This is a genomic window from Promicromonospora thailandica (assembly GCF_024171955.1).
Taxonomy (GTDB): domain Bacteria; phylum Actinomycetota; class Actinomycetes; order Actinomycetales; family Cellulomonadaceae; genus Promicromonospora; species Promicromonospora thailandica.
Map to the genome: position 1 here is coordinate 1 of NZ_JAMTCS010000003.1, position 15,574 is coordinate 15,574.

A 15,574-nucleotide genomic window follows, 5' to 3' on the forward strand; every position below is an offset into this window, starting at 1 on the left:
GGCGTGGGGGCGGACGCCCAGGCCGGTGGCGATGTCGGTGACGGCCTTGTCGTGCACGTGGCGGTCGAACAGGAGCTGGCGGTCCTCGTCGGCCAGGTCGGCCAGGGCGGTGCGCAGCATGGTGACGTCGGCCTGGCGTTCGGTGTCCAGCTCGGCGCCGTGGGCCGGTGGGGTCAGGTCCTCGAGGGTGTCGTCCTGGACGGGGGTGGTGCGGCCGGCTTCGCGGGTCATGGAGATGGCTTCGTTGACCGCGGCGCGTCGCCAGTAGGGGGCGGGGTCGGTGATGGTGGCGCCGGTGGTGTGCAGGCGGACCATCTTCTCCAGGGCGCGGCTGGTGGCTTCTTCGGCGTCGATGCCGGGTACGCGGGCGGCGACCGAGCGCACGACGTTCCGGCGATGCACCACCCAGTCGTGCACCCCGCCTTCCGGCATGCTCACGGCTCCTCCTTCCCCCGGCACGGCACTGCCCACACCCTTTGATTCACAGAAGGGGTTTATGTCCCAATTGCACCCCGGAAATGCGACACGGGGTCGATGACACAGCATACGGAAAAGGCCCCGGGAATCCTGTCCGAGTTCGGATCGCGCGAGCCGATAACTGACTTAGGCTGCCCGTGGCAGAACCATCACCATTCATGGAGCTGGCTGGAAGGAATCAGGCGTGGGTCCGGAGAGCGGGCCCTCCGCCGCGATACGTCCGGTGGTCGCACCGGAGCGCGCGGTCGAGGGCGACGGGGGGCTGGACCGCGTGGTTCACGGCCGGGAGCGCGAGCTGCGAGCGATCGCCGCGTTCGCGACGGGCGTGGACCCCACGACGCTGGTCGTGAGCGGTCTGAGCGGGAGCGGGAAGAGCGTCACGGTGCTGGCCGCGCTGGGGCGGGCGGGGATGCGGGACGGCGTCGTGCGTGTGGTGCGGTCGGCCTCGGCGCGGCCCGGCGCGCAGGGCCCGGCGGGTCTGCCCCGCCTGGACCTGGCGGCATGGACGGCGCCCGGGCCGGACGGCGAGCACCGGCTCGACCCGGTAGGGCTGGTGGACGCCGTGTCCGGCGGCTTCGGCGGCGACCTCGGCCCCGGGCCGCGCGTGCTCGTCGTCGACGACCTCGACACCCTGTCCCCGGCGCGTGCCGCGTGGCTGCAGCGTGTGTCCGACGCGGCGTACGAGCGTGGCTGGCGCGTGATCGCCGCCGTGCGGCACGTGCCCGACGGCGTGCTGCCCGACGACCTCGACGTGCTCGCCCTCGGGCCGCTCGACGAGCCGTCGCTGCGCCGGGTGGTGGCGGGCACGCTCCGCCAGCCGGTGGCCGCCGACGTCGCGCAGCGCCTCCACCGGTGGAGCGCGGGCAACGTGCGGGTCGCCCTGGAGCTGGCCGACCCGCTCAGCGCGGCCCAGCTCCGGGGCAGCGCCGAGTGGGCGGGGCCGCACGCCGTCGGCCCGGTGGCGCGGCGGGCCTACCGCGTGCTGCTGGACGGGCTCACCCCGGCCGAGGCGGAACGCCTCGCGGCGACGGTGGGCGCCGCCCACCCGCTGCTGGCGCTGCTGTGCCGCGAGCGATCGGGTGCCGGGCGGGACCCGGCGGGTCTCGCCCCCGACGCCGCGGTCGAGGCCGTGCTCGAGGGGCTACACCTGGACGACCTCCCCGGTCTCCCGGCGGCCGACCACGACCCCCGGGCCGTCGCCCGCGCCGTCGGCGTGGTGCTCCTGACGGGGACCGCGTGGGCCGGCGTCGCGGAGCCGTGGCGGTACGCGGCGACCGTCGCGGAGTGGTCCGACCACCTGTGGTGGACGGGCGGCGCCGACGACGGCGCGCGCGCCGCGGGCGTGCGCGTCGCCACGGAGCTCGTGGCGCTGGAGCGGCTCGGCGAGGTGGCCGACCCCGAACGGCTGCGCGCCGACCTCGGCGTGCTCGCCGGCACGCCCGGCCTGCACTGGGTGGGGGTCTGCGTCCAGGTGCGGGCCCACCTGCTGCTGGGCGACGTCGAGGGGGCGCGGCACCTGCTGGACCGGGCACGCCCCGCCGAGGGGCGCAGCGTCGCCGAGATCGTGGCGCGGGACGTGGCCGAGGCGCGGGTCGCCGTGGTCGAGGGCCGCGCGGCGGACGTGCGGGCGCACCTCTGGCACGCGGCGCAGCTGCGGCCGGCGGTCGAGGACTGGCTGCCCGTGCGAGGGCTGCGGATCGTGGTCGACGCGCTGCTCGACGGGCGCGTGCCAGAGGGTGACCTGCCCGCGCCGGCGGGGGCGTCGTCGTCGCGCGCGCTCGGCGAGTTCGCCGCGGACCTGGGCCTCGCCCATCTCGCCGTCGGCCAGGCCGAGCGGGCCGCCGAGCTCCTGACCATCGGCCTGGAACGCTGCTCGTGGCCCTACCGGGGGCGCGCCCACATCCGGGCCGACCTGGTCGAGGCGGTCGTGGCCGCGGGTCGCATCCGCGACGGCATCCCGGCGCGGGTGCGCCGGCTGGTGGAGCCCCCGGTGGATCCGGAGGAGCGGGCCGCGCCCGATGCCGCGGCCGCCTACGTCCGCACACGGGCGCTGCTGGCCGGGCGGGCCGCGCTCACGGCCGGCGTGGAGGGCTGGCTGCCCCACGCGCCGTCCCCGGTGTCGCTGTGGCAGCGCCTGCGCTCGCTCGTCGCCTACGCCCGGCACTGCGTGGCGTACGGCGACCACACCGCCGCAGAGCCGGCGCTCCGCGAGGCGGCCACGCTCGCCCGGCTGAGCGGCGCGCCCGGCTGGCGCACGCGGGTCGACACGACGTCCGCGGGCGAGGGAGGGTCGGCCCCGCTCGCCTGGGACCGGCTGGCCGACGACGAGCGCGAGATCGTCCGGCTGGCCCTCGGCGGCGCCACCAACGCGCAGATCGCGTCCGCCGCGTACCTGTCGGTGCGGTCGGTGGCGAACCGGCTGCGCGCCATCTATCTGCTCCTTGGCCTGCGCGACCGGCGAGACCTGGTCGAGCGGGCCCAGGTGGATCCGCCCGGCTGGCTCGCCGGTTCGGCATGAGGTATTTTTCACCCACCCTTTTTCGCCCCTTTTTCCATGACGCGGGAATGCACCCGAAATGGCGACGCCCTTGTGGGGTGAATTGTCGGCGGTTGCACGAGTGCACGGTGTGCTGCACTCCACTGCGCTGATGCAGACGTGCCGTTCCCGCGTGGCGGAAAGGCCCCGGCATAGGTCTTCTGGCACGGGGCGCGCTTCGTACCGAGCGCCGCCCTTCGTCATTTCCGACGCCGCTGGGACAGGGCGCGAACGTGAGGAGTGCTCGTGGTGATCTCGACGCATGTGCCGTTCACGAGGAGGCGAGAGCGAGCCCGCGCGACGGTGCGCAGGGGCCTCGCCGCGGTGGCCGCCTCGGCCTTCCTGGTCACGGCGGCAGGCCTGCCGGCCGTCGCCGTCGACAACTACCCGGACGAGCCGGCCGAGGCCGCCGCGAGCGTGCTGGCGGCCGAGCTCCTGCAGCAGGCGCTGCTGGGCGCCGCGAGCTCCGACGCGGGGTCGGTGAGCAACCCCGGGCCGAACACGGAGAACCTGGACGTCGACCTGCTGGGGTCCCAGCTCATCCAGATCGGCGACATCCAGCTCCCCGTGGACCAGCTCCTCGACTTCGGGCAGATCGGCGCGCTGGCCAGCACGAGCGAGGCGTCGGGTCCGGCCGACGCGCACGCGGTGTCCGGCCTGCTGGGCGCCGACGGCGGCGTCACGCTGGACGGAGCGGAGGACGCGTTCGGCACGGCGAGCATCGACGTGCTCTCGCTGGCCCGGCTCGCGGGCGTCGACGGCCTGACCGACGCCGTGGTCGACCAGCTCACGATCGAGCTCGGCGCCCTGGGTGCCGAGGTGATCGCCGAGGACGGCGTGATCCTCGACCCCGACGGCGGCGTCACGGGCCCAGGGCAGTACCGGCTCGGTGACGGCACGCTGCTGGTGCACTCGCCCCTGGTCGAGGACGCAGCGGCCGGGATCTACGACATCGGCGGCGCGATCGACGCGCAGATCGAGAGCCTGGTCAACGAGACGTTCGACCTGTCGGCGCTCACCGCCCTGCTGGCGGCCGTGCCCGGCATCCCCGAGCCGACGCTGACCGTGGACTCCGACCTGCAGGAGACCCTGTTCCAGTCCGTGGTGGGCGAGCCGATCACGTCGGCGAACCAGCTCGTCACGCTCGACCTGTCCACGGGCGAGCTGCAGGTGCACCTCGAGCACCTGGTGGAGGGCAACGACCCGTGGGGCGGCGGTGACGACGTCGGCATGAACGGTCTCGCGCCCAACTACGAGGTGCTCGACGACCAGACCTACCCGCAGATCGCCGAGGGTGTGCACGAGATCATGCAGGAGGCCACGCGCATCCTGATCGGCGCCATCGAGGACTCGCTGGACGCCGTCACGATCAACATCGCCTTCTACGACGAGTCCGTGCTCGGCACGCTCGACGTGTCGTGGTCCGTACCGCTGGCCGACGCTGTGAACGGCGACTTCCCGCTCGTGGAGAACAACAGCACGGGCACGCAGGCGATCACCGGCACGCTGCTGGCCACCACGATCAACGGCCTGGGCACCGCCGCGGCACCGCTCTTCGGCACGGTCTACGACCTGATCATCAGCGACGCGGGCGACCAGATCTTCGAGCTGCTGATCAACGACCTCAAGACCGGCATCACCTCGACCATCGGGGCGGCCCTGTCACCCGTGTTCGACGTGCTGGTGCAGTTCGTCTCGCTGCAGATCAACCACCAGGAGACGGCGGTCTGCACCACGGCCGACGGCGCCGAGCTGCTCGGGCAGGTCGAGGTCTCCGCGCTCAGCCTGGGCCTGGTGCAGTCGGCCGACGCCGGCCGGATCAGCCTCGGCAACGCGGGCGTGCGCATCGACGCGTGCGACCTGGCCGCGATCGCGCCCACGCTGACGGTGGACCCGTCCGAGGTGGCCCCGGGCGGCACGACGATGGTCACGGGTGCGGGCTACACGCCCGACTCGACCGTGACGGTGCAGCTCACGGACGCCGACGGCAACCCCGTGGGCGACCCGGTGGTCGTGGACACCGACGAGAACGGCGCCTTCACCACCGACCTGGTGGTTCCGGAGGACGCCGAGCCCGGTGACTTCACCGTGGTCGGCACCGACGACACGACGGGCACGCCCGCCGAGGCGCCGCTGACGGTGGCCGAGGGCACGGCGGTCACGCCGGAGATCACGGTGGATCCGTCCGAGGTGGTGCCGGGGGCGTGCACGGTGGTCTCGGGTACCGGGTACACGCCGGACTCGACGGTCACGGTGCAGCTGACGGACGCCGACGGCAACCCCGTGGGCGAGCCGGTGTCGGCGGAGACCGATGCGGATGGTGCGTTCGAGGTGGAGCTGTGCGTGCCGGAGGACGCCGAGCCGGGTGACTTCACGGTGGTGGCGACCGACGACACGACGGGTACCCCGGCCGAGGCGCCGCTGACGGTGATCACGCCGGCGGAGCAGTGCGAGTCGGACCCGGCGCTGACGGTGACGCCGTCGTCGGTAGAGGCTGGTGGCACGGTGACCGTGGTCGGTACGGGTTTCCCTGCCGGAGTCGAGGTGACGGTGCAGCTGACCGACGCCGACGGCAACCCGGTGGGCGAGCCGGTGACCGTGACGCCCGACGAGGCGTGCGGCTTCAGCACCGAGTACACGGTGCCGGAGGACACCGAGCCCGGTGACTACGAGGTCGTGGCCGAGCCCGAGGACGGCGGCGAGGGCGCTTCCACGCCGATCACGGTCGAGGGTTCGGACCTGACCCCGGAGATCACGGTGGACCCGGCCGAGGTGGACCCGGGCGAGTGCACGGAGGTCACCGGGACCGGCTACACCCCGGACAGCACGGTGACCGTGCAGCTGACCGACGCCGACGGCAACCCGGTGGGCGACGCGGTCACGGCCGGCACGGACGCGGACGGCGCGTTCACGGTCGAGCTGTGCGTGCCCGACGGCGCCGAGCCGGGCGACCACACCGTCGTCGGCACGGACGACACCACGGGAACGCCGGCCGAGGCGCCGCTGACCGTGACCGCTCCCGCCGAGCAGTGCGACTCGGACCCGGCGCTGACGGTGACCCCGTCGTCGGTCCCGGCGGGCGAGACCGTGACCGTCGAGGGCACGGGCTTCCCGGCCGGGGTCGAGGTGACGGTCCAGCTCACCGACGCCGACGGCAACCCCGTGGGCGACCCGGTGACCGTCACGCCGGACGAGGCGTGCGCGTTCAGCACCGAGTACACGGTCCCGGCGGGTACGGAGCCGGGCGGCTACGAGGTCGTGGCCGAGCCCGAGGACGGCGGTGACGGCGCCTCGACGCCGATCACGGTCGAGGCGGCGGACCTGACCCCGGAGATCTCGGTGGACCCGTCGCAGGTGGCGGCGGGCGGCACGACGACGGTCACGGGCGAGGGCTACACGCCCGACTCGACCGTGACGGTGCAGCTCACGGACGCCGACGGCAACCCCGTCGGTGAGCCGGTGGTCGTGGACACCGACGAGACCGGCGCCTTCACGACGCCGCTGGTGGTCCCGGAGGACGCCGAGCCGGGCGACTTCACCGTCGTCGGCACGGACGACACCACGGGTACGGCCGCACAGGCGCCGCTGACCGTGATCACGGCGGCGGAGCAGTGCGAGTCGGAGCCGGCGCTGACGGTGGCACCGTCGTCGGTCGAGGCCGGTGGGACGGTGACGGTGGTCGGTACCGGCTTCCCGGCCGGTGCGGCCGTGACGGTGCAGCTCACGGACGCCGACGGCAACCCCGTCGGGGAACCCGTGACGGTCACCCCGGACGAGGCGTGCGGCTTCACCACGGAGTACACGGTGCCGGAGGGTACCGAGCCGGGTGACTACGAGGTCGTGGCCGAGCCCGAGGACGGCGGCGAGGGCGCCTCGACGCCGATCGTGGTCGAGGGTTCGGACCTGACCCCGGAGATCACGGTGGACCCGGCCGAGGTGGACCCGGGCGAGTGCACGGAGGTCACCGGGACCGGGTACACCCCGGACAGCACGGTGACGGTGCAGCTCACGGACGCCGACGGCAACCCCGTCGGTGAGCCGGTCACCGCGGAGGCCGACGAGGCCGGTGCGTTCACGGTGGAGCTGTGCGTGCCGGACGACGCCGAGCCCGGCGACCACACCGTCGTCGCCACGGACGACGAGACCGGGACACCGGCCGAGGCGCCGCTGGTCGTGACCGGGCCGGACGCCCGGGATCTCACGGCCTGGTTCGAGGAGGACTCCGTGACGGCGGGCGACAGCCAGACCTTCCTCGCGTCCGGCTTCGAGCCGGGCGAGATGGTGGTCGGCCAGATCCGGTCCACGCCGATCGCGCTCGCCGCGGTGGCCGCGGACGAGTCCGGCACGGTCGAGTGGACCTTCACCGTGCTGGCCGACCTCGCACCGGGCGAGCACACCGGCATCGCCACCAGCGTGGTGCTCGGCGACTCGGCGACGGCGGAGTTCGACGTCGTGGCCGTGCCGTCGGGCGACGGTGACGGTGACGGCGACGGTGCGGGCGACGGTGACGGTGACGGCGACGGTGCGGGCGACGGTGCCGGGAGCGGTTCGGGGGCCGGCCCCACGGGCGCGGGGTCGGGCGACGGTTCCGGCAACGGCAGTGGCTCCGGCTCCGGCGACGGTTCGGGTTACGGCGACGGCCTCGCCGCGACCGGCGCGGACGTGGCCACCCTCGTCACGGGCACGCTCCTGCTGCTCGGCCTCGGCGCGCTGCTGATCCGACGTCGGCGTGAGGTCGCGATGGCCCTGGCGACCGCGGCCGGGCGCCTGCCGGACGAGCAGTGACCCCACGGTGAGACCGGCGGCCGGTGATCCCGGCCGCCGCTCGACCCGGGCCGGCCCGGCACGACACGATCGTGCCGGGCCGGCCCGCGTCCGGGTCCGTCAGCGCAGGCCGGTGGCCGTGACCCGGATCGAGAGGAGCAGGTGGGTCGCCGTCACGAACAGCACGTTGCGCTTGGCGCCGCCGAAGGCGAGGTTGGAGCAGGTCTCGGGCAGCAGCAGCTTGCCGAGCAGCGTGCCGTCGGGGTCCAGCACGTGCAGGCCGTCGGCGGCGGCACCCCAGATGCGGCCGGCCGTGTCGAGCCGCACGCCGTCCCACGCCCCGGCGTCGCACGTGGCGAGCACCTCGCCGCCGGACAGCGTCCCGTCGGGCGCGACGTCGAACCGCCGCAGGTGCGCGCGCTCGGTGTCGGAGACGTACAGCGTGCGCTCGTCGGCGGAGAACGCGAGGCCGTTGGGTCCGGCGAAGTCGTCGGCGACGCGGGTCACCGCACCGTCCGGGTCGCGCCGGTAGACGTGGCTCCCGGCGGTCTCGGACTCGGCCGCGAAACCCTCGTAGTCGCTCTGGATGCCGTAGGTCGGGTCGGTGAACCAGACGCTGCCGTCGCTGTGCTCGACCAGGTCGTTGGGGCTGTTGAACCGCTTGCCCGCCCACCGGTCGGCCAGCACCGTCACGGTGCCGTCCGGCTCGGTACGGGTCACGGAGCGGCTGCCGTGCTCGCACTGGAGCATGCGCCCGGCGCGGTCGACGGTGCGTCCGTTCGCGTACCCGCCCGGGCTGCGCCAGACGCCGACGGCGCCCGTGGCCTCGTCCCACGACAGCACCCGGTCGTTCGGGATGTCGCTGAACAGCACCGTGCGCCACGCCGGCGACCAGGCGGGTCCCTCCAGCCAGGCCCCGTCGTCGTACAAGACGCTCGCGAACCGGTCGCCGCGCACGGGCGCGAACCGCTCGTCGTGCCGCTCCCACTGCACGCGGATCCTGTCCAGGGCCACATCGTCTCCTTCGTCGGCATGCTCGTCCGGGCGCGACCGGCGCCCCTCCTCTTCGAACCCTACGTTTCTTCGCTTTGACGCCCGTCAAAGCGAAGCAGGCTCGGTCTCGAAGAGGAGGGACTCGGGCCGACGGCGGCGGCCGCGCGGACGGGCACGCTGGGAGCTCTCCGGGAACGCGTAGGCAGAGAGCGGCTCGGTCTCGAAGAGGAAGAACCCGGCCGGCGGCGGTGCACGTCCGGTCTCGAAGGGGAGGAACCCGGACGGCGGTCGACCCCCGCGTCCGGCCTCAGTGCGACGCGAGGACCTCCGCCGTCGTCGTCACCTCGATGAGCGGGGCGTACAGGCGCATGATCTCCAGGGCCCGCTCGTGGTTCTCCGGGGTCGAGCCCGCGCAGGCGTCCTCGACCACGAGCACGTGGCGGCCCGCGTCGGCGGCGGCCAGAGCCGTCGAGATGACGCAGCAGTCGGTGGCCACGCCCGTGAGCACCAGCTCGCCCGCGCCGCCCGTCGCGGCGTCGAGCTCGGGGCCCCACTTGCCGAACGTCGTGCGGGTGACCACCGGGGCGCCGGCCGCCGCGACGTCGGAGAGGTCGGTGATCTCGTACAGCGGGTCGTCCTCCGGCACCCGCGCGAAGGGCCACTCCTCGAAGTAGGCGCGCCAGGCGCCGTCGGGCACCGTGGGTGCCACGTACCGCGTGAGCACCGTGCGGCCCTCGAACGCGTGCAGCAGGCGCCGGGTGCCGGTCAGTGCGGTGGGGTAGTCGGGGGAGGCCCAGGGGCTGGGCGGCCGCGCGAAGACGTCCTGCATGTCGATGATGACGAGCGCGGCGTCCGTCCCGGCGTTCATCGCGCCTCCTGGCGGCGGACGGCGCGGGCGCTGAGCAGGAGCGTCCCGGCGAAGCCGATCACCAGCGCGACGAGCACGCCGAGGTTGGCCCACGCCCAGTCGCCGTCGACCCCGCCGAGCGGCCCGAGCAGGTAGCCCTGCCACTGGAGCCAGGGGGCGTAGGTGTTGGTGACCAGGCCCCAGCCCACGGCGGTGCCCGCGAGCACCAGGACGACGGCGGGCCAGCGCACGGCGCCGTAACGGCCCGCCGCGTCGTACAGGTCCGCGTCGGTGTAGTCCCGGCGGCGCAGCAGGATGTCCGCGAGCAGCACCCCGCACCAGGCGGCGACCGGCACACCGAGCGTGATGAGGAAGCCCTGGAACGGCCCGATGAACGAGTCGGCGACGAACACCACGTAGACCGCGCCGACCACCATGAGGGCGCCGTCGATCGCGGCGGCGACCCAGCGCGGGGCGGGCAGGCCCAGGGAGAGCAGCGCCAGGCCCGACGAGTAGATGTCGAGCGCCGCGCCGCCGATCAGCCCGGCGAGCGCGACCACGGCGAACGGGATGAGGAACCACGTGGGCAGCAGCGTGGACAGCGCGCCGATCGGGTCGGCGCCGATGGCCTCGTCGAGCGTCGGGTCGGAGCCCGCGAGCAGCAGGCCGAAGACCAGCAGCGCCACGGGCGCGAGCGACGCGCCGAACGTGGTCCAGGCGACGATGCGCGGTCCGGAGGCGCTGCGGGGGAGGTAGCGCGAGTAGTCGGCGGCCATGTTGACCCAGCCGAGCCCGAAGCCGGTCATCATGAACACCAGCCCGCCGATCACCTGCGGCGTGCCGCCCGCGGGGAGCGCGGCGACGGCGGCCCAGTCGACGTGGTCGGCCACCAGCACCACGTACACGACGGTGAGGACGGCGGTGAGCACGGTGATGACCACCTGGAGCCGCATCACCAGGTCGAAGCCGAAGATGCCCGCCACCACCACGATGCCGGCCACGACGACGAGGGCCACGACCTTGGTGACCGTGCCACCGCCCCAGCCGAGCGCGCCGAGCACGGTGGAGGTCGCGAGCGTGGCCAGCGCCACGAGCACGGTCTCCCACCCGACGGTGAGGATCCAGGACAGCAGGGAGGGCAGCGTGTTGCCGCGCACGCCGAACGCGGCGCGCGACAGCACCATGGTGGGCGCCGAGCCGCGCTTGCCCGCCAGCGAGATGAACCCGCAGAACAGGAACGAGACGACGATGCCGACGACGCCGACCACGACGGCCTGCCAGAACGAGACGGCGAAGCCGAGCAGGTAGGACCCGTAGCCCAGGCCGAGCACCGACACGTTGGCGCCGAACCAGGGCCAGAAGAGGTTGCGCGGCGAGCCCTTGCGCTCGGACTCGTCGATGGTGTTGAGCGCGTTGGTCTCCACGCTCGTGGGTGAGCTCATTCCGGGATCTTCCCACCGCGCCCGCGCCCCGTCACGTGGCCGTGCGTCACACGGGTCGGCCCCGGGCAGACGAAAAGGCCCCGCACCCAGAGGGAGCGGGGCCCTTTCGGGTGGCGCCGGTCAGCCGACGCGGAGGAACGTCGGGCTGTTCTGCCAGATCGACGTGTAGCGCACGGTCTCGCCGGGCACCGGGGCCTCGATCTGCATGCCGTCGCCCGCGTAGATGGCCACGTGGCCGGGGGTCCAGATGAGGTCGCCCGGCTGCGCCTCGGCGGCCGAGACCGCGGTGCCCACGTTCCGCTGGGCGGAGGAGCTGTGCGGCAGGCTGATGCCGACCTGGGCGTACACGTACGAGGTGAAGCCGGAGCAGTCGAACCCGGCGGGGGTCGAGCCGCCCCACAGGTAGGGCACGCCCAGGTACTGCATGGCGATGGACACGACGTCCGACCCGGCGGCCGCGGGGGCCACGGCGGGCTCGGGAGCGGGCTCCTCGGCCGCGGCGGCGACCGGCTCGGCCTCGACGACGGGCTCCGGCTCGACGACGGGCTCGGGCTCCGGCTCCGGCTCGGGTGCCGGGGTCACCGAGATGGTGCCGGTCTCCAGCTCGAAGGTGCTGTCGGCGGCGACACGTACGGCCGGCGCCACGGTGGCGGCCTCGACGGCGGCGGCGGCGACGGTGTCGCCCACGACGGCGTCCTGCGGGGCGTCGGCGACGGCCCGCGCGGCGGCGTCCTTCACCGTCTCGAGCTCCGCGGTGGCGGTGTTCTCGTCGGAGACGGGCGCGGCGTCGGCGGGGACGCTGAGCAGCGAGACCACGAGGCCGGAGCCCGCTGCGACGAGGGCGCCGCGGCGGGCGGTGGCCGTGAGGCCACGCGCGGCGGCGCGGGTCAAGGGTGTGAGGGGGGTGATGGGTGCGTGGGCAGCACGATGGCGCCCGGGCGTGCGAGTGGTCACGTCGGTCTTCTCCTGGCGCCTACGAGGTCAGCTGTCGGATTCGGGTCGGAGAACTGACCCGGCCGCGAGACGTGCTGCGCGGCTTCACCCCAAGGGCACCGGATGGTGCCCGCAAATCGTGGGTCCCCCGTCCCTGTCATGGTTCTGGAGCAGGTCCCTCGGCGGTGACAGGGCTCGGCGTCCGCCTCGAGAGCTCGCGGAGTTGCCCGGGAGCGGGAACGACCGTAACCCCCGATCGCGAATAGTCACAATCGCGTCACGGTCGCGGCCTGGCGTGTTGCACCGCTTGACGGTCCTACGAGGTATGGGATAGGTCACACCGCGCACCCGTCGCCCCTGGTCAGGGACGCGCGACCCCCGCCGGTTCGTCCTGACGCACAACTGGTCCGATTTCTCCTTGTCCGACCGGACGAACACCCCGGATCGGGCTTTCCCTAGCGTGTCGGCATGACGTCCCCCGGTACCCCGAACGGCACCCCCGCAGCGGCGCCCCGCGCCGCGGCCTGGCTCGACGAGCACCTCGCTGACCTGGCCGGACGCCGCGGGGTGCCCGGCGCGAGCGTCGCCGTGCTCGCGGACGGGCAGGTCGTGGACGCCGCGGCGGGCGTGCTCAGCCGCGCGACCGGCGTGCCGGCCACGACCGACTCCGTGTTCCAGATCGGCTCGATCACCAAGCTGTGGACCACGGCCCTGGTGCTGCGCGCGGTGGACGACGGCGCGCTCGACCTCGACGCGCCGCTGCGCACCTACCTGCCCGGCTTCCGGGTCGGGGACGAGTCCGCGAGCGCCGCGATCACCACGCGGCACCTGCTGTCGCACACGGCGGGCTTCGAGGGCGACGTGTTCACCGACACGGGCCGCGGCGACGACGCCGTGGAGCGCTACGTGGACAGCCTGGGCGACCTGCCGCAGCTGTTCGCCCCGGGTGCGCTGTTCTCCTACAACAACGCGGGCTTCGTGGTGCTGGGCCGGCTGGCGGAGGTGCTGCACGGCCTGCCCTACGACGCGGCGCTGACGCGGCTGCTGGCCGAGCCCCTGGGGCTGACGCACGTGTCGCCCAGCCCGTACGAGGCGATCCTGCACCGCGCGGCGGTCGGGCACGTCCCGGGGCCTGACGGCGGGTGGACGCCCGCGCCCGTGTGGGCGCTGGCCCGGTCGAACGCGCCGGCGGGCTCGATGCTGGCGATGCGGGCGCGGGACCTGGTCGCGTTCGCGGGCATGCACCTGGCGGGCGGTGTGGCCCCGGACGGCACGCGGGTGCTGAGCGAGGCGTCGGTCGCGGCGACGCGGCAGGTCCAGGTGGCGGTCCCGGACACCGGGTCGGGGGAGGCCGCGTGGGGTCTGGGCTGGTCGCACTACGCGGCTGCCGAGGCCGGGGCCGTCGTCGGCCACGACGGCGGCACGGTGGGCCAGGCGGCGTTCCTGCGGGTGGTCCCCGCCGCGGGTGTGGCAGTGGCCCTGCTGACCAACGGGGGCGACGTGCTCGGGCTGGCGGAGGACGTGGTGGGGCACCTGGTGCACGAGCTGGCGGGCGTCACGCTGCCCGGGCGGCCGGTGCCGCCGTCCGCCCCCGGACCCGTGGACCCGGGGCGCTACGCGGGGCGGTACGCGGACAGCCTGTACGACCTGGCGGTCAGCGGGGACGACGACGGTCGCGTGTGGCTGGACCGCACCCCGAAGGGCATGGCGGCGGAGCTGGGCGACACGCCCGCCCGCACCGAGCTGGTCCGCTACGCCGCCGACGCCCTGATCTCCGTGGACGAGGCGGGCGGCGGGCACACCGTCTACGCGTTCGTGGGCGACGACGGCGCCGGCCGGGCCGCGTACCTGCACCACGGCCGCGCCGTCGCGCGCGTGCCGGGCTGACACCGACCTCCGGCGCCGGACCACGACCGGTACGGCGCCGTCGACGACATTCCGACGAGAGGGACTCCCGTGAGACGACTGACCTCCCCGCCCGGACGGGCCGCGCGCCCCGCCGTGCTGCTGCTGGCGCTCGCGGCGGCCTCGACCACGCTCGCCGCCTGCTCCGGCGGTGACGACGGCGGCACCGGGCCGGCGTCCTACGCGACCGACGGCACGTTCACGCTCGCCGTGGCCACCGACCCGGGTGCGCTGGACCCGCACGCGTCCGCCGCGAGCGCCGTGGTGACGATGAGCCGGTTCGCGTACGACTCCCTGGTGGGCGTCGACGCGGACTCCGCCGAGATCGTGCCGTCGCTCGCCACGGAGTGGACGGTCGCGGGCACGACGGCGACCTTCACGCTGCGCGACGACGTGACGTGCTCCGACGGCGAGCCGTTCACCGCGCAGACCGCCGCGGCGAACATCACCTACGTGGCCGACCCCGCGAACGAGAGCCCGTACCTGGGCGCCTACCTGCCGGCGGGGGTCACGGCGTCGGCCGACGGGGACACGCTGACGCTGGAGCTCGCCGCCCCTGCGCCGTTCCTGCTGGAGGGTCTGTCCAACCTGGCGATGGTCTGCGACGCGGGGCTGGCCGACCGCGACTTGCTCGCGGCGGCGACGGCGGGCACGGGCCCGTTCGTGCTGCAGGAGGCCGTGCCGGACGACCACTACACGTACACCGTCCGCGAGGGCTACGTGTGGGGTCCCGACGGCGCGGGCACCGTCGAGCCCGGCACGCCCGCCACGGTGAGCGTGCGCGTGGTGGCCAACGAGACCACGGTGGCCAACCTGCTGCTCTCGGGCGAGGTCAACGCGGCGCAGGTGATCGGCCCCGACACCGAGCGGCTGGACGCGGCGGGCCTGTACACCGTCGAGTCCGCGTCGGTGCTGGGGGAGCAGTGGTACAACCACGCCGAGGGGCACGTCACCGCGGACCCGGCCGTGCGCGCGGCGCTGGCCCAGGCGCTCGACCTCGACGAGCTGGGCCAGGTGCTCACCTCCGGCAAGGGCGGCCCGCCCACCACCCTGGCGACGGTGAGCCCCGCGGCCTGCACGGGCGACTCGATCACGGCGGCCCTGCCCGACCACGACCCCGCCGCGGCGGCCGCCACCCTGGACGCGGCGGGCTGGACCCTGGGTGCCGACGGGGTGCGTGCCAAGGACGGCGAGCCGCTGACCGTGACGTTCCTGCACGACACCGGCCTCGGCACGGGCGGCGGGTCCGCCGCCGAGCTCGCCACGGCCGCCTGGACCGAGCTCGGCGTCGACGTGCAGGTCTCCGGCAAGAACACCACCGAGCTGTCCGAGATCCTGTTCGGCTCGGGCGCCTGGGACGTGGCCTGGGAACCCATCAACGTGAACAGCCCCGACCAGCTCGTCGGCTTCCTGTCCGGACCGGCGATCGCGGACGGCGGCAGCAACTTCGCCGCGATCGACAACGCGGAGTACGCGGACGCCGTCGAGCGCGCCACCGCCATGCAGGGCACCGAGGGCTGCGACACCTGGCTCGCCGCGGAGACCGCCCTCATCGAGGAGACCAACCTGACGGCGTTCGCCAACAGCGTCGTCACGGTCTACGGCAGCGGCGCCGAGTTCCTCTCCAACGGCTCGATCGTCCCGACCAGCGTGCGCGTGCTGGGCTGAGGGCGGCGA

At 74.3% G+C, this 15,574-nt stretch carries 9 protein-coding genes and 1 riboswitch; of the genes, 4 read left to right on the forward strand and 5 right to left on the reverse strand.

Annotated elements, in window-relative coordinates; genetic code table 11:
- On the reverse strand, positions 1-438 hold a 438-nt coding region (locus APR03_RS05365; RefSeq protein WP_253833486.1), incomplete at its 3' end, for an RNA polymerase sigma factor.
- 223 nt (positions 439-661) lie between these two features.
- On the opposite strand from APR03_RS05365, the gene APR03_RS05370 reads away from it, so the two are divergent.
- Together APR03_RS05370 and APR03_RS05375 are read left to right on the forward strand one after the other, a co-directional pair.
- Positions 662-2,995, forward strand: coding sequence for a helix-turn-helix domain-containing protein (locus tag APR03_RS05370; RefSeq protein WP_253833488.1), 2,334 nt, complete (start codon positions 662-664; stop codon positions 2,993-2,995).
- 267 nt (positions 2,996-3,262) lie between these two features.
- Positions 3,263-7,798, forward strand: a complete 4,536-nt coding sequence (locus APR03_RS05375) for a choice-of-anchor G family protein (RefSeq protein ID WP_253833490.1) — start codon at positions 3,263-3,265, stop codon at positions 7,796-7,798.
- Between the two features lie 99 nt (positions 7,799-7,897).
- Here the strand turns inward: APR03_RS05375 and APR03_RS05380 are convergent, their stop codons facing one another.
- The 4 genes from APR03_RS05380 to APR03_RS05395 form a co-directional block, all read right to left on the reverse strand.
- Positions 7,898-8,791 carry an SMP-30/gluconolactonase/LRE family protein gene (locus APR03_RS05380; RefSeq protein WP_253833492.1) on the reverse strand — a complete coding sequence of 298 codons (894 nt, stop codon included), beginning with the start codon at positions 8,789-8,791 and terminating at the stop codon, positions 7,898-7,900.
- Between the two features lie 286 nt (positions 8,792-9,077).
- Positions 9,078-9,638, reverse strand: coding sequence for a cysteine hydrolase family protein (locus APR03_RS05385; RefSeq protein ID WP_253833493.1), 561 nt, complete (start codon positions 9,636-9,638; stop codon positions 9,078-9,080).
- A complete protein-coding gene (locus APR03_RS05390; RefSeq protein ID WP_253833494.1) occupies positions 9,635-11,059 on the reverse strand; it encodes a purine-cytosine permease family protein in 1,425 nt (474 codons plus the stop codon). The genes APR03_RS05385 and APR03_RS05390 overlap by 4 nt, the downstream gene beginning before the upstream one ends.
- Before the next feature lie 120 nt (positions 11,060-11,179).
- Positions 11,180-11,950 carry a C40 family peptidase gene (locus APR03_RS05395; protein WP_253833495.1) on the reverse strand — a complete coding sequence of 257 codons (771 nt, stop codon included), beginning with the start codon at positions 11,948-11,950 and terminating at the stop codon, positions 11,180-11,182.
- Positions 11,951-12,015: 65 nt separating this feature from the next.
- Positions 12,016-12,173: riboswitch (cyclic di-AMP (ydaO/yuaA leader) on the reverse strand.
- A gap of 287 nt (positions 12,174-12,460) precedes the next feature.
- On the opposite strand from APR03_RS05395, the gene APR03_RS05400 reads away from it, so the two are divergent.
- Complete coding sequence (locus APR03_RS05400) at positions 12,461-13,879, forward strand: serine hydrolase domain-containing protein (protein ID WP_253833496.1); 1,419 nt, start codon at positions 12,461-12,463, stop codon at positions 13,877-13,879.
- Between the two features lie 69 nt (positions 13,880-13,948).
- On the forward strand, positions 13,949-15,565 hold the full coding sequence (locus tag APR03_RS05405) for an ABC transporter substrate-binding protein (protein ID WP_253833497.1): 1,617 nt from the start codon (positions 13,949-13,951) through the stop codon (positions 15,563-15,565).
- The last annotated feature ends 9 nt before the right edge of the window (positions 15,566-15,574 follow it).

Excerpts from the sequence above, each read along its gene's own strand:
- APR03_RS05385 (WP_253833493.1), bottom strand. The coding sequence starts at position 9,638 with ATGAACGCCGGGACGGACGCCGCGCTCGTCATCATCGACATGCAGGAC.
- APR03_RS05390 (WP_253833494.1), bottom strand. The coding sequence starts at position 11,059 with ATGAGCTCACCCACGAGCGTGGAGACCAACGCGCTCAACACCATCGAC.
- APR03_RS05400 (WP_253833496.1), top strand. The coding sequence starts at position 12,461 with ATGACGTCCCCCGGTACCCCGAACGGCACCCCCGCAGCGGCGCCCCGC.